This window comes from Kosmotoga olearia TBF 19.5.1 (assembly GCF_000023325.1).
Lineage (GTDB): Bacteria > Thermotogota > Thermotogae > Petrotogales > Kosmotogaceae > Kosmotoga > Kosmotoga olearia.
Window position 1 is genome coordinate 502979 of record NC_012785.1, and the last position, 19673, is coordinate 522651.

Below are 19673 nucleotides of genomic sequence, written 5' to 3' on the forward strand. Positions count from 1 at the left end.
GTGGTGAGTTTGATGCCGAAACTTTCTAGTAGCGTAGCCTCCTTTCTTACCAACAACCTGGGCTGGAAAAGTTTAACGGCCATTCAAAAAAAAGCCATTCCCGAAATTATCTCGGGTAAGAATGTCCTGATTATTGCCGGCACCGCTTCTGGAAAAACAGAAGCGGCGATGATCCCTATTCTTCAAAAAATGAGCAAAAATAGAGGAAAAGGAATAATCTGCATATACTTTGCTCCTTTGAAAGCGTTAATAAACGATATCGCCCAAAGGCTCAAAGGCATATTCGAGAGATTCGATTTTTACGTGGGCAAATGGCACGGCGACGTTTCACAATCTGACAAGATCTACGCACTGAAAGAAGCGAAGATTCTGGTTACTACACCAGAATCAATGGAAGGGTTACTGACATCAAAAAAATTCTCGCCGGAGATCTTCAGTGATCTACGCTTTGTTGTAATTGATGAGGTACATAACTTTGCAAATAATCCGCGTGGCGCGCAACTGATGAGCCTTATAGAACGTCTTCAGATAATAAGCCGCAACGAGATCCAGAGGGTAGCCATGTCGGCTACGGTGGGAAACCCGGAAAAGCTGCTTCAGTGGATAACCGGTTGCAGTGAACGGGAATCCGTAGTTATAGAGACAAATTCTGCTTCAAGAAGGGAAATAAATGTAAGGAAAGAGGAAGAGATTGAGTTAAGCGACCTTGTCAAAAATCTGCTGAGCGAAAACAAAAAAATCATCATCTTTGCCGATTCCCGCAAAGAGGTCGAACACTACACACGAAAATTACTCGACAGTGGAATAGAAGCTTTACCACATCACAGCTCCGTATCAAAAACCATCAGAGAATCCATTGAAAAGGCCTTCAAAGCCAACGACAAATCTTGCGTGATTATAGCAACCTCTACACTTGAATTAGGGATAGACGTTGGTAACGTTGATACGGTCATCTTCTTGAATGTTCCATATTCCACGTCGTCATTTCTCCAAAGAATAGGGAGATCAGGCAGAAAAAGTAAAATCTCAAAAGCATGGATACTAATTCCCCGTGAAGAGGATTTAATAAGATTCCTGGGTATAGCTACGATGCTACAAGACGGTGAGGTTGAAAAGGTAAGACCTCTCTGGTATTACCCACAACTGTTTGCCCACCAAATAATAGCTTTGACCTATGAAAAACAGAAGCTTCTCATAGAACACCTGAAAGTGTTGAAGAATGCCAGCCCTTTCAAAGAGATCAAAAAAGATGATTTTGAACTATTAAGAGACCATCTTTTAAACAAACACTACCTGGAGCTAAACTCAGAAAATTATCTTGTTCCTGGAAGCGAAACACTGGAAATAATGGAAAGCGGATATAAAAAGAAAAACTTTGTCGTGCTTTTCCCGACTACTGTTGATTTCATCGTTTACCACAAGGGAGTTGAGATTGGAACCTTACATCCAATCTTTGCGCAAACGCTCCAGGAAAGTTTTCAGAAAGAAGGATACGCTGTTTTCTCCCTGGCAAAAGAAAATTGGCGGGTTGAAAAAATTGACACCCGCAAAAGAAAAATAGATGTTGTGCCAACCAACGAATCACAGATCCCCAAATGGATGAGTTTTGGATCAAAAATGGATTTTGATTTTGCCCAGGCGATCAGAAAAGCCTTGATTTCGCAAGAAATCCCGAAGAACGTAAATGTCTCTGAAACGATTAAAAGCGAACTGCTTGACTTGATGGACGTCGAGAAAAACACCGTTGCTACTGATAGATATCTGGTCACCTCTCAGCTGGCCACCCCCAATATGTACGAAATAGATGTCTTCACTTACTTCGGAAACCAGGGCAATTTACTCTTAAAATACCTCATTAAAATGTTGGGAATAGAAAAAATAAAAATCAATTGGAGAAGTATAAACATAAAATCAGAAAAGAGTATCGATCGTATACTTGCTGGCTTGAAAGAACTAATTTCAAAACCAGATTCTGAGATTCTGGACCTGCTAACCGCTTTCCTTTTGAAAAACAACAAGGAAATAAGTACACTTTACCTACAGCTTGGAGACACACTGAAACGTTACATTCCTCCAGAACTTCAGGCCAGATCCTTAGCAAAATATTTGCTGGACGATAGAGTAGTTGACGCTCTAAGGTCGGATCTTGTTGGAGAAAGTTGAAAGCGCGCTTCGCGTGGACACGACTGTGAAGCAATTCTCACCCACTCCGAAGGAGTGCTTACCCCTGACGTAGTCAGGCTTACCCCCAGCGTAGCTGGGCACACCCCCGGCATAGCCGGGCTTACCTGTTGCGAAGTAGCTTTCTCCAGCCTCCAACATCCGCCTCGCTCATTTGCTTTTACTGCCTTCGAGGTGTAGTTTCATCTTCAGCCAGCTTCGATGATTAACCTACGACGAAGTTGCGCTCGACCAAACAAGTTACTAAAAATTTACACGAAACAAATTAGAAACATGTAGAGAGTCATATTTTATCTACTTTTCTCTTTTTACACATGATAGCATTTTATATGAAGAATGCAGACAAAAAGGAGGAGGAGGAATTTATAGTGCTGGCACTCAGAGGTGTCAAGCCTGGTTTAACACTCGTAGAAGTATTGATAAGCCTGGTGGTTTTTACCATAGTAATGGTTTCGGTGACAAACCTTTACACCGAATCAAATCGTTATACCAACCAATTGTTAAAGCGTACGGACGCTTATAGTGAATTGTTTACGGCTGAAAATGTGCTTCAGATGGAACTTGCAAAAGCGGGTCCTGATATTAGATATATTTCCCTGGTAAAGGAAGCAGGAAATGAAGATTATAAGGCTGTTAGATACTCTGTATTCATTCCAATGATAAACTATAAGATAACCAAGCAGCTTTATTTCAAAGATGGAAGAATCAAGGTATGGGAAAAACTGTTCAATACGTCCGACTTTTCTTCAGATGTTGTTCCTACTTTAGAACCTCCTGGTATAAACATCATTTTCTCCACAACAGAGTTTGAAAATATAGACATTAAGTTTACGAGTGTTGCAACACAAAAGATTGAGTATACAATTATTGTGGATACCGGTGGTGGAAACACAGTAACGCATAATTCGACCGTATTTCTCATTAATATGGAATAAAGGTTATAAGGACATTTTGGCACGATTTTGTACAATGATTGTTGGTGATGTTTATGAAGCGAGGTTTTAGTTTAATTGAAATGGTTCTCACACTTTTAGTCATTTCTTTGGTTTTGGTCAGCATTTTTCAATCTTTTACGTCCACAAATTCGTTACTAAACAAATCTTACACCAAATTAACGGCTGTAACTGATCTTAAACAAGGCACACTTGCCCTGTGGTTTTTCAGAGACAGTGATCAAGCAGGTGAATATACCACATCAACAAATTTTAGTCGTGATGACAGTGTATTCGATGAACTTCGTGAAGAAGGTGTTTCAGAAGACATTGTTGAAAGATTTGAAAACAGTATTGAGTTTTGGGTACTTGAGACCGAAAAAGCGTCAGAAATCTATATAGCGGTTAAACTATTGAAAGATTGGAGATAGGTGCTCAAGTGCCCGGGGGTGGTTGTATGAACAGGAAAACAGGAGTTATTCTTCCGCTCACAATGATTTTACTTCTGACAGTTTCGATTCTCGCCATATCTATGTTGTCAAGAAGTTCGGCAACAGCAAAAATTCTGGTCGAAAAAATAAGCAAATCAGAGCTCCAGATGAACGCCGGAAATATTTTCCTTGCAAATCTAGCTTATATCCAAGAAAAATACTTGGAGCACGGTGCTTTATTGATAGATGAATATACCGAATACACAAAACTTTTCTCAGCACCTTACTGGTATACGAATTTTCTAAGCTCTTTCAATGAAGCCACTCTTGAAGGTCAGGGATGGACCGAATTCTTCGGTATGTTTTACGAAGATAGGTTTTACATTCCTGGTGATGACTTAAGAAAAGTTTTCCAGAAGCTAGCTGAAGGGAAAAATATAGACCTTGTGATGATCCCTCATAAGAAATTCCCGAGTTCGCTCTTAACAATCGTTCAGGTTGAATATCACGGTATCAAAGGTTACTGTTGGGGTGTCGTTAGCCCGAGATACTTTAGCAACTGGTCAAGATTTGAACTTGAAAGCAATACCACCGCTTATTGGTCTCCAGGATCAATAATTACCGGCCCAACCTTTTTCGGTTCTGCAGGCCTTGGTGGTGCGGGAAACGGCGGTCTTAGAATCAGCGCAATAGTTCCGCCAGATCCTGATAATGTTTCAGAATATGGTCCCATCTTCAATGGTGAATCATGGTATGAGTCATGGAATATGAATCTTTCTCTTAACCCTGACTTATCCGAAAGAAGACGAATATTTGTAGATCAAGACAATGACGGTGACTATGAAACGAATCTCGGCATCAAAACTTATGCTATTTATGAAGACGGTTCCAGAAAATGGATTTATCTTTCTGATTTTACGCAAGTTATCGTTGCTACCGATTACAAGACTGAAAACGGAAACCTGAAGGTCAAAGGAGAAATAAAGGATTTCATCCCACACGGTGTTTCCGGTGATTTCAGCGCGGAATTTTTACCATGGTATTTACCATCCGGAGCTAGAAAAGTAGATCAGGAATCGATAGAACAATTAGAAACCAGGTTTAACGAAATTGCAGATTATTACGACACGCAGTATGGAAATGTTAGTCCCTTGGAAGATATTTTGACTACTTCTTATTTCGCAACCCAGACGATGCTTCAAGCGGTCAATAGTTTCGGAATACACTTTAAAGATACAGAAAGGAACCTTGGTAGTGGAGACAAAACGGTAGTGGAAAGCGACATACAGAATATTACGCGACAGCTAGATGAAACCAATGTTATCAACGATATCATAGACGATGTCAGAGAATGGATTGACAGCGACGAAAAATTGAGGGAATCCGTTAACTACGATCTTGGTTACCCAATAAATTCCAGGTCTTTTTTAAGTGACGGAGATATAGAATACTGGCTCGAAAATTTCGTTTTGATAGAGCTTTCTACTCCTGAGGTAATTGTAGAACAAAAGAAGATAATAACAGAACGCCAGACAACAGGATCAGTCACCATTGTAGATTTTGCTTCCAACGTCTCAATAAGCGGTGACGTTGTCACAGGAAATACCTTAAAAACCATCCTTCAGCGCGATGATATTCCGCTCAATCTATCTGAAAAATACTCTGTCCTCGAATTTTCATGGCCTCGTGAAGTAAGAATCGGTAATGGTGGAACGATTAGAGAAAGATATAGAATAGCAACCCGCAAGGCATTATCATATTCCAAAGCCCCTGTTGATGTTAATTTAATATATCACGGACAAACAATAAGAAGAATCTGGTGGTGGATTTGGTGGAAACCAAAAATATGGACAAAAACAGGTCTTACTGCCTACGTTCCATCTGAAGTTGATTCATGGAGCGATTGGAGCTACAGCGGATGGAGCGGCTGGGAGACAATAGCAGGAGGCCGCGGTCGTGGGCATACTCACACTTACACAGCTGATGTTGATTTTTATTTGATAACCGACCCGGGCAACTTCGATAATATCAATTTTAGCTCTATCGCTGTTTATAAAGTCGACTCTGATGATGAAGGTGCCTATCCAAGTTTCACTTCAACACCTGTTGAAGTTGTTCACCGTGGTCTCATGGTAGTCGAAGATAATGTGGAAATTGGAGGAGCCGGTATCACCGGTGGAATTGGAAAGAATCTCGGAAGAGAAGCGACGGTTATAGACGGCAAGTTCACCATACTTTCGAGAGAAGGAGATATTTCCACAAATGGAGACATTGTCTATAACGATATGCTCAATGATCCAACATTCAGAAATTATTTTATTACCCCGGGAAGGCCGTTCAATCCGGATTATGATCCAAATGATGCAGTCAACAACACCCAGACTGACGACATGTTGAACCTTGTTGTTGCCGATGGAACGATAAAATTACCATATCATAATACGCGCGAATGGTATAACAAGGTAAAAAACATAAAGATTACAGCCAATTTATTTGCCTTTGGAAAAGGTTCAAGAGGACAAATTATTATAGAAGGTTATCAACGCTATGCAGAAAACATGGGGTACAGGCACCTCTTTGGAACCATGGTGGATAGAGATAGCGGCGCTGCGGGAATAATAGACAGATGGGGAAACATAACAGGTTTTAGAAGCAGAAACTACTATGATGAAAGGCTTTATGGAAATGAAGATATGCCCTTTGCGACACCAGAATCAAATCTGATACGGGCAACAGGAATTAGTTTCAAGTGATCTTTTGGAATAAAAAACGATAATTTCATTAAAGTCTCCCCGAAAAAGATTGCCGGGGAGATCTTTTTAATTTTAAGTGATACAATTTCTAAAGGTAACATATAGGAGAAAAATCATCGGAATTCTATTGGAAATTCGTGAAGGTGGTATATAACAATGAAACTCCCAACACATCTCGAAACTTCTATTGAAAACCTAATACAGCAAGCCTGGCAAATAAGGGTAGAGAACTTTCCCGCAGAAATCGAATTTGTCCTCCCCAAGCGAACTAAATCTATTTCAGTAACAGGTACTTACTGTGAGCTCAACTGCGCCCATTGCGGAGGGCATTACCTTAAAGGAATGCTCCCTTTGTCCAAGAACCTGGAGGATTTGGATTATGATAGTTTTCTGATATCCGGCGGGTGCGACAAAAACGGAAAAGTCCCTATACGCCCTTACATGCAAATCCTGAAAAAATTAAAGCAGCACCGGCGTTTCAATTTCCACGTTGGTTTACTGGATGAAGAAGATATGGAAGGTCTGGAAGAAATCGCTGATGTTATATCTTTCGACTTTGTAGGTGATGATGCTACCATCCGGGAGGTCTATGGACTCGAAAAGACTGTTGAAGATTACCTGAGAACATATAGACAGTTGAAAAAACTCGTACGTGTTGTACCTCATATCAGCATTGGGCTCAGGTGCGGCACGCTTTCTGGAGAATTTAAAGCTCTGGAGTTACTAAAAAATGAAGGCGTGGATGAGTTGGTGTTCATAGTTTTTATACCAACACATGGGACCAAACTAGCACACTGCTCTCCTCCTCCAATTGAGAACGTGCTGCATGTATTGGCTACCGCAAGAATCATGTTCCCGGATATACCCATTCATCTTGGCTGCATGCGTCCCGGAGGTGCTTACCGCAAACAATTAGATCCTCTCGCTCTAAGGTGCGGTATCAACAAGCTGGTTACGCCAGCACCTCAGGCAAAAGAAGAAGCCATTAACTTAGGGCTGACCATTAAGCATGGAGAGGAGTGCTGTGCGTTATGATCAGAATTTCCGTTGGAACAGCTAAAGTAATGGGCCTAACAGACTTACAGATAGATGTTTTGCCCACCACCGGTTACTTCATGATAGGCCAGAGTTGCATTTATGATTGCGCTTTTTGTTCTCAGTCACGAACCAGCCATACCCGTTCCGATCAACTTTCCCGCGTGACATGGCCGGAATACGACTTGGAACAGGTTATGAAGCATTTATCTACTACAACTGATAGAGAGGTAATCCGTAGAATTTGCTTGCAGGTCGTTCACCAGCCGGGAATAAAAGACACCGTCCAGAAGATTTTGCATCGCCTTTCTCAAAGTTCTGAGCTTCCCATTTGCGTTTGCATGCGGGTAAATCATGTAAAAGAAGCAGCAGAATTAATAGAATCAGGAGCAGAACGTGTCTGTATAGCTTTAGACGCCGCAAATCCACGCGTTTATGAGCAAATCAAAAACGGTTCCTGGCACAATAGAATGAAATTAATTGAAGAAGCAGCCGCAATGTTTCCAGGGCACATCAGCACTCACCTGATCGTCGGTCTGGGAGAAACAGAAAAAGAAATGGTTGAAACCATCCAGCATATGTACCAGATCGGTGTCACCGTTGGCCTGTTTGCGTTCACTCCCATCAGAGGAACACGCATGTCTAAGAATCCATCCCCGCCACTCGATCAATACCGCCGAATACAAGTAGCACACTGGCTCATTAGACACGGCATCTGTGATGGCAGCAACTTTTCCTATAAAAATGGTTCAATTACAGGCTTTGGACTCAGCAGCAAAGAACTCCTGAAACATCTAGCTGACGGCGAAGCATTTAGAACGAGCGGATGCCCCGATTGCAACCGCCCCTATTATAATGAAAGACCGGGCGGTCCGATGTACAACTACCCACGCCCTTTAACACCTGACGAAATAACAAAAGCAATAGCCGAACTGAAAATAAAGCTTTAAGCAAGAGAGGGAAAAGAGATATGGATAACGAATGGAGATTTATACAGACAGGTTTTCAAGATGGTGCCATGAACATGGCTATTGACGAAGCAATACTTATTTTTCACAGCAAGGGTTTGGTTCCGCCAACCCTTCGTTTTTATGGGTGGTCTCCACCGGCTTTTTCACTGGGTTATTTTCAGAAAGTGGAAAGAGTAGTAGATCTAGAAAAATGCCGTTTAGCCGGTGTGGACTGCGTTCGCCGGATTACAGGCGGAAGAGCTGTTTTCCATGACAAAGAGCTGACATATAGCGTTATTGCATCCCAGCGATTGCCACAGGTATCTGGCAGAGTCATCGAATCCTATCTCAAACTCAGTAAAGGCCTCCTGGAAGGGTTAGCTTTGCTGGGCATCCCGGCAAAAATGGTTGAGAAACCGAGCAAGAAACGGCACACAACAGCGGCTTGCTTCGATGCGCCTTCCTGGTACGAACTCGTAGTAGATGGGAAAAAACTGGTGGGCAGCGCCCAAACCAGAAAGTTCGGTTGCGTTCTTCAACACGGTGCCATCCTTTTAGATCTCGATGTGGACAAGATGTTTGAGCTCATGGCTTTTTCAAACGAAGCACTTCGCAACCGGCAGAAAGAGATTTTTCAGAAAAAAGCCTGCACTATCAAAAGTGTCCTGGGCCGTGAAGTTACCTATGACGAGATTTCTCAAGTAATATTAACTGGGTTTAAGAAATCGCTGGGAGTAAAACTCGTACCGAGTGAACTCACCGACAAAGAACTAAAATTAGCCTCTAAACTTCGAGAGGAAAAATACTCACGGCTTGATTGGTCTTCGCTAGACTCTATGAAAATCCCTGACCTCCAAATTTAAGTTTATAAACTATTCAAAAAATTTAGTAACCAGAAGAATATTCGCTATAATCTCCTATGTTTTGGATTATTGCGAATATCCTGCCAATATTCGTATTTTGGATTGTTGATAATTTTTGATATACATTAGGTTGTATATACAGGTATATAGAAATATAAATAAGTTGAATGAGTTGGGAGGTTAACCATGGAAAAGAAAAAAATAAGAGTACACGTCTTGAGCCACACCCATTGGGACAGAGAATGGTATGCCGCCTTCGAAACTTTCAGAAAGAGGCTCTTAAATCTTATAGACTCACTCATTGAGAATCTTCCAGAAAATCCCCATTTCAAGCATTTCATGTTAGATGGGCAAACAATCGTTCTTGAAGACTACCTTGAGTTGCGTCATCAAAAAAAAGATGAGTTGGTGGAGTTCATTAGGGAAGGAAAAATATCCGTTGGACCCTGGTATATACTCCCGGATGAATTTCTAATAACAGGCGAAGCCCTGATACGGAATTTTCTTATCGGAAAAAGTGTCCTCGACAAACTTGGAATTGGCGGAAATGTGATGAAAATAGGATACCTTCCTGACATGTTCGGGCATAGCGCCTATACTCCCGTCATATTGAAAGGTTTAGGATTTGAAGGGGCGGTACTCTGGAGAGGTATTGGCGATAAGTCCAGAAAAACAGAGTTTTTGTGGAAAGCTCCAAATGGTGATGAAATCCTCGTGATCAATTTAATCAGATCCTATTCAAATGGGGCACACTTCGGAAGAGATATTGAACTCATGAAGAGCGTTTTCAAAAAGGAAATAGAAGAACTCTCAAAACACGCTACCACAGAAAACATATTGATAATGAACGGAACAGATCACGAATTCCCTCTCTTTAATCTTCCTGAGAGGTTCCAGGAATGGTCTGAAGAATTTGGAGCCAAAATAATACACTCATCACTTCAGGAATACCTCAAAAGCGTTAAAAGTCAAAAGCCAGAGCTTAAAACAGTTGAAGGAGAACTAAAAGACCCGAAATACGAACCGGTGCTAAAGGATATAACCTCTACAAGGATATATCTGAAACTCATGAACTTCGAAGCGCAGTTACTTTACCAGAGGTACCTGGAACCTCTATCCACCCTTTTCTTTAACGAAGAAAACTCCCTGCCCAACGAAATAGAATATGGGTGGAGACTTATCCTGAAATCACAACCTCACGACAGTATCTGTGGTTGTAGTATAGACAAAGTCCACAGGGATGTTGATCTCAGGCTTTCCAACGCTCTTGAAATTGGTCTTGAAACACTTGGCTCATATCTCAAGAAACTTTCTGACGAGGATACTTCTGAAAACGAAAAAAGCCTGATCGTTTACAATCCATACGAAAGAGAAAGAGTGACAGTCGTAAAAGGTATCGTTGCTCTCGATCCTTCCAAAAATTATGTGGTAGTAGATGAAGAAGGAAACATTTGTGAGACCTCTATCGAGCCCTTGAACCCGCTTGAAACCGTGGACCTTTTACACCGCGTTGGTGACAACGACTATATCCAGGGAAGTTCCTTCATTACACAATACATCACTGCGATAAGCCCGAACGTGGCCTTTGGAATCAAGCCTGTGAGAATCTCCTTCATGGCACAGCTTCCGGCAATTGGCTTCAAAAAGTTTACTATCAAGGAATCCGAAATAACCAGATCAGTTGATGATGTATCAACAAACTTCGAGAATAAGTTCTACTACTTCAAATTGAATGAAGACGGCACATTCCAGGCTTTTGACAAGCAGAACAACACCCTCTACGAAAAAATGAACTTCTTTGAAGATGTTGCGGATGCTGGAGATGAATACAATTTCTCCCCAATTCCAGATGATAGAGCAATAGCTTCGCCCAAAAACGTTCGGATGAAGGGAGTGAAAAACAGAGGATTTTCAAAAGAAATAGATCTTCTCGTTGAATACGAGATTCCTGAAGAACTGACAAACGATAGAAAAGCACGCTCCGAAAGAACTGTCACAGTGCCCATAGAAGTCAAATACATCCTCTTCAGAGATGAACCGAGGATAGACGTGAAGCTTTCACTGCAAAACAACGCAAAAGATCATAAATTAATGGTTGGTTTCCACTTCCCGGAAAAACTGGATCAGGTTGTCAACGATGGTTATTTTGGGCTTGTAAAACATCCAACGAGTGTTGAACCTGACGAAAGCGCAACTGAAGAAGTTACTTCAAGGTATGCTATGGAAAGTTTTGTTTCTCTTTTAGGTGAAAAAGGAAAACTGCTGATCACCTCCAGAGGCTTGCATGAATACGAAACACAGATAACAAACGAGGGACTCGATTTGAAGTTGACACTTCTCAGAGCCGTGGGATGGTTATCAAGAGAAGACCTGTTAACAAGAAAAGGACACGCGGGCCCTGGAATCCCAACACCAGAAGCCCAGTGCATAGGCAGGTACAATTACAGATATTCACTAAGGTTCCTTGGTGACGGATCCTCTGAAGAAATGTTCGATGCCTCTCGAAGATTCCTTCTTGATCCGGTACTGATGGAAACATCAGAAGACACGAAGATACCGACGATATCGTTCTTCGAGTTAGAAGATGGTATTCATTTAAGTGCCCTTAAGATTTCTCAAAATAAAGATGCCGTGATAGCAAGATTTTTGAATGTTTCCAATGTTCCCAGAAAAATTTCTTTCAGGAAAGACGTTGAGATTGTAAATTTAGCGGAAGAACCCACGGGCAAAATTATCAGCGAATTCGTTTTGGAATCCGGTAAAGTGTTGACGGTTAAATCTTCGAAGTAGGGTGGGGGAGCAGAGCCCCTTAACTAGTAAGAATCTTTCAAAGGGAGGTTGGCATTATGAGAAAGTTTCTGTTTGCGTTGACGGTAGTGCTGCTGAGCTCTATCGTCCTGGCAGGAACCGTGGAGGTTGTTTTCTGGCACAACATGTCGAACCCTGTCGACAAGAGAGCTATCGATGAAATTGTACAGAAATTTAACGAAACGCATCCAAACATCAAAGTGAAAGTAGTCCTTGTACCAGGAAGTGAAACAGAGGTCACCAAGCTCATGACGGCAGTAGCAGCGGGAACTGGTCCCGATGTTTACTACCTTGATAGGTTTACCGTCGCTCAAAGAGCTCATCAGGGAGTTTTAGAACCTCTTGAGGATTATCTAGAAAGTATTGGGATAGACACAACAGAGCTGAGGTCCCAATTCTTCAAGTTCTCCGTAGACGAAGCAAGCTACAATGGAAAGCTCTACGCTCTTCCATGGGATACTGATGTCAGAGTCCTGTACTACAACAAAAAACTTTTCAGGGAAGCCGGTCTCGACCCTGATAAACCACCGGTAACGATCGATGAACTTGACGAATACGCCGAAAAACTAACTATAAAACAAGGCAACAGATATGTTCAGCTAGGATTCGTTCCATGGTTCGGTCAAGGATGGCATTATACCTGGGGTTGGGCCTTCGGTGGAAAGTTTTATGATGAAAAAACCCAGAAGCTTACTTTCGCCAACGATCCCAAGATCATAGAGTCCTTCAAGTGGCAGAAAAAATACGCTGACAAGTATGGTATGAAAAACCTTGGTGCCTTCTTCTCTATGTTCGGTGCAGAAATAAATCCATTCATAGGTGGAAAGCTTGCCATGGTTGTGGACGGTAATTGGTTCCTTGCACAGATTAGAAACTTTGCTCCGAAAGACTTTGAATACGGTGTGGCTCCAATACCGTATCCTCCCTATGGCGAACCCAACAGCACCTGGGCTGGTGGCTGGAGTCTTGTTATCCCCAAAGGAGCAAAACATCCAAAAGAAGCTGCCGAATTTATTCTGTACATGGCTACTGAAGGACAGACCATATACGCAGTTAAGTCCGGACATCTTCCGACTTACAAAGCCGCACTTCCAAAGTTAATTGAAAGCGATCCTGCACAAGAGGCATTCGCAGAAATCCTCCCGACAGCTCATTGTAGGCCTGTTATTCCCGTGGGAGCTCTCCTGTGGGACAAACTTACTGAAGCGAGAGAATACATACTCTGGGGAAAGAAACCTGTTGAACAGGCTCTCATGGATGCTCAGATTGAGGTCCAGGAAGCTCTTGACAAAGCTCTTGGAAAGTAATGTTTGAAAATAAAGTTGGCTCTCTCTACCGAGAGAGCCAACTTTTCTACTTAATTGTAAAACGAAGTTTGTGTTTACAGCCAAAAATATGTTTCACCGTCCATGTGACAGTATCATAATATGTTTTCTTACATAACAAACATACCAGCCAGCTCTTGTGTAAGGAAGGAGGTGCAGGCATTCTCCTTTCTTCATTAAATGAGGAAAGTCTGAATGCCGGACGCAATGAAGATGACCAAAAAAACGAGGAAAAATCTGAAAATAGGTCTCCTTTTCGCTTTACCCTGGTTAATAGGATTTGCTGTCTTTACAGTTTATCCTGTAGTTGCTTCTTTTTATTTTAGTTTTACCGAGTACCATGTGACAACACCCCCTCAATGGATTGGCTTAGAAAATTATCACAAGCTTTTCAACGATATACTCTTCACAAAATCTCTAACCAACACTCTTTACTATGTTGCAGGGCTTGTTCCATTGGGGCTTCTGGTTGGATTGATCCTGGCAGTTTTACTGGTTCAACCTCTAAAAGAGATCGTTATCTATAGAAGTATGATATATCTCCCGAGTATAGTTCCCGCTTTCGCCTTTGCAACTGTAGGGCTCTGGTTTTTCAACCCGTACCTCGGGTTTGTAAATTCTTTTCTATCCTTGTTCGGTATAGAAGGTCCAATGTGGCTTTCTGACGAAAAATGGGCAAAAATAACGATAATACTCCTCTCACAATGGGGAGCGGGAGGAACGGCGCTTATATACATGGCCGCTCTAAAAGACATACCCAAAGAACTCTATGAAGCCGCTGCACTTGATGGTGCAACGAGATGGCAAATGTTCAGAAAAATAACCCTTCCCCTTATCTCGCCAGCGACTCTTTTCTACCTAATCACAAGTTCATTGGCTGCATTCCAGATATTTGACCTACCGCAAATAATGACCGGTGGCGGTCCTGCAAATTCCACACTTTCATATGTCATGTATCTTTACCGCCATGCTTTCACATACGTCAATATGGGCTACGCGTCAGCTATGGCCTGGTTCCTGTTTCTCTTAGCCCTTCTTGTGACTTTTATCATATTCAAGACGTCAAAACGCTGGGTGTTTTACTACGGTTCGAAATGATGATAGGGGGATGACAATATGAAGTTCGGAAAGAAGACGAAAGAATTACTCAGGCTTAATATAATAAGAATTGGCTTACTGCTCGTGACGTTTGTTTATATGCTCCCATTTCTCTGGATGATCACAACGTCATTGAAAGCCGATCAGGATCTTTTCCTATTCCCACCAAAATGGATTCCAATCCCTCCAGTCTGGTCAAACTACAAAAAAGCTGTCGAATATTTCCCATTTTTCAGATACTTTATGAACAGCGTAATCATAACCGCTGGATCCGTTGTCGGAGCAATTCTTTCATGCCCATTGGTCGCATACAGCTTTTCAAAAATAAAATGGCCAGGTAGGGATTTCTTCTTTTATCTGATGCTCAGTACCATGATGCTGCCTTTCGCCGTTACGATGATCCCCACCTTCATCATATTCAAAAAGCTCCATCTCGTAAATACCCTGTGGCCATTGATCATTCCATCTTTTTTTGGAAGTCCTATGTACATTTTCCTGATAAGGCAATTCTTTAATACCATACCGGATGACTTCATAGATGCCGCTAGAGTGGATGGTGCCTCAGAATTCCAGATATATTGGAAACTAATGCTGCCCATATCAAAACCAATACTCTTCCTGGTGGGACTGTTCCAGTTTCTTGCTTCGTGGAACAATTACATCGGACCACTCATATACCTGACCGATGAAGAAAAATATCCCCTTGCTCTGGGACTTCCTCTATTTCTGAGCAGATATGGTACACACTGGAACTGGATGATGGCAGCAGCAACACTCGGGTTGATTCCAACAATAATATTCTTCCTGATCGCCCAAAAATATCTTATTGAGGGCATAAAGCTGTCAGGAATTAAGGGATAAAAGGAGGAATATAATGAGAAAATATATTCTCATTCTCGCTTTTTCCATCATTCTGCCCGTTTTTGTCCTCGGGATTGTGACAATAGAGATTAGAGGGTATACAACATCTGACTGGACACAAATAGAAATGAATTCACCTGTCATAGATGGAGAAGTTATTGAATACAAAGGAATCGGTAACTGTCAGATAATTCCCTGGGGAATAGCTATTCACAAACCCCAATTTGATGAATCAAAAGCTTCTTTCCACATAAAATTGACCTTCGAAGATTTCATCATAGAGCCTGAAGTTGTCATAAAAAAGGGAGATATAGGAGAAACCTACGTTGAGATATACGCTTCTCTCGAAAGTGAAACAGTAAAAATAGCCACCCTGAAGAATTCCGAAAACATAGCAGATGATCCGACCAACAGAAAAGAGTTCAAGATAACACTTAACAAGCTTGGCGAAAACACCAACAATGATAAGAAAACTGAATATGAGAGAAAAACACCCAGGCTTACGCTGGCATTTTACTACGCATGGTATGGAACTCCTGAAGGTCCTATGGGAAACGGACGATGGCTTCACTGGTATGGAGCGGGGATGTATTACCAAGGAACCAACCATCCCGAAATTGGCCTCTACGATTCATGGGATGAAGAGATTTTGAGAGCACATATGTCTGAAGCTGTCGAATCCGGCATAGATGGTTTCGTTGTTTCCTGGTGGGGTCCCGGCTCCTATGAAACGGATACCATCAAGAAAATGCTAAACATCGCGAAGGAATTAAACAAAAAAGGAAAAAGATTTTATATAAGCCTTTATTATGAAGGTTACGAAAGATGGGCTACCAGGCAAGAAACTGTAGATGAGCTTTGTTTCGCTCTGGAAGAGTTCGCTAAAGACGAATATTTTCTCAAAGTGAACGGCAAACCGGTGATCTTCATATACTCAAGGGCTATAAACAGTCTTTCAAAAGAAGATTGGGAATATGTTGTATCACAAGTCAGAGAAAAATGTGGTCCTGCACTTTTTATAGCCGACACTCTGGGTGCTAAATTCGCAAAACTCTTTGGCGGCCTGCACACTTACAACGTTTGCGGAACTTTTCGAAAACTTCCTCAGATGAAACTTGGTCTTAGATTCATGAATTTTCAGGCAAGGAAAAATGGGATAATCCACGTTATGAACATAATGCCAGGCTATGACGATACTCACGTAAGGGTTCCCGGATTTTCTGTTGATAGAGAAAACGGGAAACTCTATGAAGAATTATGGAAACTTGTTCTCAATCTTGACCCTGACATGGTAATAATAACAAGCTGGAATGAATGGCATGAAGGTTCAGAAATAGAGCCGAGCCTTGAATACGGACGAAAATATTTGGAAATAACAAAAAAATGGTCGGAATTATGGAAAGAGAGAGATCAAACAAAGATAAATAAGGAAGCCTTAACAGGCTTTTTCAAAAAACAGTTCGTTCCGGAAATCAACCTCCTCAGAGCCAGTATGTACGTAAAACCGGACAACAAAAGGATATACATTGCCAGCGATAACCTGTTAGCAGCTTATGCTTTGAGACTTTTAAACGATCCTCTTGCAGATACGATAGAAAAAGAACTTGAAAAATACAATAACGGTTATGATGAAAAGCATGAAATCATCATTGGTGTTAAGATACCAGCCATCTTCTACAGAAGGTACAACGAATATATAACCAGCGAATTCACCGAGAAATTTGGCTTAATTGACATACTTTATGAAAAACCAGATAAGTCAGTAATCATCAACAGCTGGAAAAATTATGCTGATCTGGTTGTTTATAGAGCTTTGAACTTCCTTTTAGATGGGAACGTAAGAGAAGCTGAAAATTTGTTTAAAACACTGATGAAGATGTGCGATGGATACGGATTTAAGGATAAAGCCTTCAAATCCTACTACGAAACATATAAAACTGGTTTGATGGTGCTCCTTGCGAAACGTTTGGAAAAAGCTGGTTCAAAAATTGCAGATGACTACCGTTATGAAATAGAAAAAGCCAAACTGATCCTCACAAAAACGCAGGCTCCCGAAGGCGGTTTTACCGTTGGATATGAAGCGAAGTCTGGAGAGATAATTCAGGCAGATGATACCAATACCGAAACAACCAGCATTGTGACAATCGCTCTTCTTGAATAAGAGGTGAAGTGAAAATATGAAGAGTTTTTTTGTATCTTTAATGCTTGTGTTTTCAATCATTTCACCAGCCTCAGTTCTGGATTATGTCGATCCCTTCATAGGGACCGGGGGGCACGGTCACACATTTCCTGGGGCAACCGTTCCCTTTGGTATGGTTCAACTTAGCCCGGATACTGATATCAAAGGTTGGGATTGGTGTTCAGGTTATCATTATTCTGATTCCTCCATAATGGGCTTCAGCCACACACACCTCAGTGGAACAGGCGCAGCAGATTATGGTGAAATCAGAATAATGCCAATCGTTGGAAATTTGAAAACACTCCCGGGACCAAAAGACGATCCTGACGGAGGCTACCGATCCAGGTTCAGGCACGAAACAGAGATCGCAAAACCCGGATATTATTCAGTGTTTCTAGATGATTACGGGATACTCGCAGAACTAACCGCATCCACAAGAGTTGGAGTTCATAGATACACATTTCCGAAAACTGATGAAGCTTACATAATACTGGATCTCTACCACAGAATCGGTGACATGGCAGAGAAGGCATGGGTGAAAATAGTTGGAAACGATGAGATAGAAGGATACATAACCGGAGGACATTTCTGTGGTGCACGCTCTCCCCACACTATTTATTTCGTCGCTAAATTTTCGAAACCTTTCGAGGAATTTGGGACGTGGAAAGTTTTCAGGATAGAACCAGGCAATAGGAAAGAAAAGCTACGGAGTCGTTCAGACCCCTTCGTAGGAGCTTACGTTAGGTACTCGACTGAAGAAAACGAAAAAATAATCATAAAGGTAGCCGTGTCTTATACCGGTATAGAAGGTGCAAGAAAAAATCTTTCTGAGGTTCCGGATTGGGATTTTGATCGCGTCAAAAAAGAAGCCTTTGCCGCATGGGTAAAAGAACTCAATAAGATAGAAGTAGAAGGGAAAATTGGAGACAAAATAAAGTTCTACACAGCACTTTATCATTCGTTCATCGCACCAAATATTTTTTCCGATATAGATGGAAAGTACATAGGTCCAGATGATAAAGTCCATTCCGCTGATTATCCCCATTACACTGTTTTTTCTCTCTGGGATACCTTCAGAGCTCTTCATCCTTTATTCGTTCTTCTCCAACCTGAGAGAAATGTGGACATGATAAAAAGTTTGCTTGACATATACGATCAATCTGGCTGGCTTCCAAAATGGTACAAAGCGAACAGATTTACGAACTGCATGATAGGAACCCATGCAGACTCAGTTATAGCGGATGCCTACGTAAAAGGATTGGAAGGATTTGACCTCCAGAAAGCTTATAAAGCAATGCTAAAAAACGCTACCAAAACCTCAAGATGTTTTTATGAAGCCAGAGGAGGCTTGAAATACTACATAAAGAAAGGATATGTCCCTGCAGACAGGGTTGGTGAGGCAACCTCCAGAACCCTGGAATTTGCATACGATGATTTTTGTATAGCTCAATTTGCCAAAAAGCTCGGAAAACTCAAAGACTATGAAAAATTCATGGAAAGATCAAAAAACTACAAAAACGTTTTTGACCGTGAAACAGGGTTTATGAGAGGAAGAAAATACAACGGTCGCTGGATGGATGAAAATAACTTTGACCCAGCAAAAGTTTATAAATACTTCACAGAAGGAAATTCATGGCAATGGACTTTCTTCGTTGTTTCAGATATGTACGGCTTAATAGGCTTAATGGGAGGCAAAGAGGCCTTTTCCAAAAAGTTAGACAGATTCTTTTCGGAAGACAGCAATGTGGATGGACCACCTGATATAACGGGTCTTATAGGTCAGTACGCCCACGGGAACGAACCTTCACATCATGCTGCATACCTTTACGTTTATGCAAACGAACCGTGGAAAACCCAAAAGATGGTCAGATATATAATGGATAACCTCTACCAAACAGGACCTGAAGGATTGTGCGGTAACGATGACTGTGGTCAAATGTCTGCCTGGTATGTTTTTAGTGCGATGGGATTTTATCCAGTTTGCCCTGGAACACCGTATTACGTCATAGGTAGCCCCATTTTTAACAAAGTGGTGGTACACTTGAATAATAAAAGGGATTTCGAAATAGTTGCTAAAAACAACTCTAAAGATAACCTTTACATATCGCGGGCCATACTTAACGATAAAGAGATAAAGAGAGCCTGGATAAATCACGAGGAAATCATCAAAGGTACGAAACTCGTATTTGAAATGTCTGCAAAACCAGATTTTTCCTGGGGACTAGAAAATGTACCCATGGAATAATGGAGGGATACT

At 41.5% G+C, this 19673-nt stretch carries 13 protein-coding genes; all 13 read left to right on the forward strand.

Going from position 1 to position 19673, the window contains the following annotated elements:
* Nucleotides 1–12: 12 nt before the first annotated feature.
* The 13 genes from KOLE_RS02410 (at nt 13) to KOLE_RS02470 (ending at nt 19661) form a co-directional block, all read left to right on the forward strand.
* Nucleotides 13–2163 carry a DEAD/DEAH box helicase gene (locus tag KOLE_RS02410; protein WP_012744981.1) on the forward strand — a complete coding sequence of 717 codons (2151 nt, stop codon included), beginning with the start codon at nt 13–15 and terminating at the stop codon, nt 2161–2163.
* Between the two features lie 386 nt (nt 2164–2549).
* Nucleotides 2550–3116: a type IV pilus modification PilV family protein gene (locus tag KOLE_RS02415; protein WP_012744982.1), complete on the forward strand. Its 567-nt coding sequence runs from the start codon at nt 2550–2552 to the stop codon at nt 3114–3116.
* 53 nt (nt 3117–3169) lie between these two features.
* Nucleotides 3170–3544, forward strand: a complete 375-nt coding sequence (locus KOLE_RS02420; protein ID WP_041288623.1) for a PilW family protein — start codon at nt 3170–3172, stop codon at nt 3542–3544.
* A gap of 26 nt (nt 3545–3570) precedes the next feature.
* Nucleotides 3571–6297 carry a hypothetical protein gene (locus tag KOLE_RS02425; protein ID WP_012744984.1) on the forward strand — a complete coding sequence of 909 codons (2727 nt, stop codon included), beginning with the start codon at nt 3571–3573 and terminating at the stop codon, nt 6295–6297.
* Nucleotides 6298–6453: 156 nt separating this feature from the next.
* A complete protein-coding gene (locus KOLE_RS02430) occupies nt 6454–7332 on the forward strand; it encodes a LipS1 family lipoyl synthase (RefSeq protein ID WP_012744985.1) in 879 nt (292 codons plus the stop codon).
* Nucleotides 7329–8282, forward strand: a complete 954-nt coding sequence (locus KOLE_RS02435; protein WP_012744986.1) for a LipS2 family lipoyl synthase — start codon at nt 7329–7331, stop codon at nt 8280–8282. Before KOLE_RS02430 ends, KOLE_RS02435 begins: the two co-directional genes overlap by 4 nt.
* A gap of 20 nt (nt 8283–8302) precedes the next feature.
* Nucleotides 8303–9145 (forward strand): lipoate--protein ligase family protein, encoded by an 843-nt coding sequence (locus KOLE_RS02440; RefSeq protein WP_012744987.1) that lies wholly within the window; start codon nt 8303–8305, stop codon nt 9143–9145.
* A gap of 186 nt (nt 9146–9331) precedes the next feature.
* Nucleotides 9332–11935 (forward strand): glycoside hydrolase family 38 N-terminal domain-containing protein, encoded by a 2604-nt coding sequence (locus KOLE_RS02445; protein ID WP_012744988.1) that lies wholly within the window; start codon nt 9332–9334, stop codon nt 11933–11935.
* 56 nt (nt 11936–11991) lie between these two features.
* Nucleotides 11992–13260 carry an ABC transporter substrate-binding protein gene (locus tag KOLE_RS02450; protein WP_012744989.1) on the forward strand — a complete coding sequence of 423 codons (1269 nt, stop codon included), beginning with the start codon at nt 11992–11994 and terminating at the stop codon, nt 13258–13260.
* 231 nt (nt 13261–13491) lie between these two features.
* Complete coding sequence (locus tag KOLE_RS02455) at nt 13492–14376, forward strand: carbohydrate ABC transporter permease (RefSeq protein ID WP_202795102.1); 885 nt, start codon at nt 13492–13494, stop codon at nt 14374–14376.
* An 18-nt stretch (nt 14377–14394) separates the two neighbouring features.
* Entirely contained in the window at nt 14395–15237 is an 843-nt protein-coding gene (locus tag KOLE_RS02460) for a carbohydrate ABC transporter permease (RefSeq protein WP_012744991.1), read from the forward strand.
* A 13-nt stretch (nt 15238–15250) separates the two neighbouring features.
* Nucleotides 15251–17398 carry an endo-1,3-alpha-glucanase family glycosylhydrolase gene (locus KOLE_RS11025; protein WP_012744992.1) on the forward strand — a complete coding sequence of 716 codons (2148 nt, stop codon included), beginning with the start codon at nt 15251–15253 and terminating at the stop codon, nt 17396–17398.
* 16 nt (nt 17399–17414) lie between these two features.
* Nucleotides 17415–19661, forward strand: a complete 2247-nt coding sequence (locus tag KOLE_RS02470) for a GH92 family glycosyl hydrolase (protein ID WP_012744993.1) — start codon at nt 17415–17417, stop codon at nt 19659–19661.
* The last annotated feature ends 12 nt before the right edge of the window (nt 19662–19673 follow it).

What these genes read in the sequence shown, in the direction of transcription:
- KOLE_RS02410 (WP_012744981.1), top strand. Translation starts at nt 13, where the DNA reads ATGCCGAAACTTTCTAGTAGCGTAGCCTCCTTTCTTACCAACAACCTG.
- KOLE_RS02420 (WP_041288623.1), top strand. Translation starts at nt 3,170, where the DNA reads ATGAAGCGAGGTTTTAGTTTAATTGAAATGGTTCTCACACTTTTAGTC.
- KOLE_RS02425 (WP_012744984.1), top strand. Translation starts at nt 3,571, where the DNA reads ATGAACAGGAAAACAGGAGTTATTCTTCCGCTCACAATGATTTTACTT.
- KOLE_RS02430 (WP_012744985.1), top strand. Translation starts at nt 6,454, where the DNA reads ATGAAACTCCCAACACATCTCGAAACTTCTATTGAAAACCTAATACAG.
- KOLE_RS02435 (WP_012744986.1), top strand. Translation starts at nt 7,329, where the DNA reads ATGATCAGAATTTCCGTTGGAACAGCTAAAGTAATGGGCCTAACAGAC.
- KOLE_RS02440 (WP_012744987.1), top strand. Translation starts at nt 8,303, where the DNA reads ATGGATAACGAATGGAGATTTATACAGACAGGTTTTCAAGATGGTGCC.
- KOLE_RS02445 (WP_012744988.1), top strand. Translation starts at nt 9,332, where the DNA reads ATGGAAAAGAAAAAAATAAGAGTACACGTCTTGAGCCACACCCATTGG.
- KOLE_RS02450 (WP_012744989.1), top strand. Translation starts at nt 11,992, where the DNA reads ATGAGAAAGTTTCTGTTTGCGTTGACGGTAGTGCTGCTGAGCTCTATC.
- KOLE_RS02455 (WP_202795102.1), top strand. Translation starts at nt 13,492, where the DNA reads ATGACCAAAAAAACGAGGAAAAATCTGAAAATAGGTCTCCTTTTCGCT.
- KOLE_RS02460 (WP_012744991.1), top strand. Translation starts at nt 14,395, where the DNA reads ATGAAGTTCGGAAAGAAGACGAAAGAATTACTCAGGCTTAATATAATA.
- KOLE_RS11025 (WP_012744992.1), top strand. Translation starts at nt 15,251, where the DNA reads ATGAGAAAATATATTCTCATTCTCGCTTTTTCCATCATTCTGCCCGTT.
- KOLE_RS02470 (WP_012744993.1), top strand. Translation starts at nt 17,415, where the DNA reads ATGAAGAGTTTTTTTGTATCTTTAATGCTTGTGTTTTCAATCATTTCA.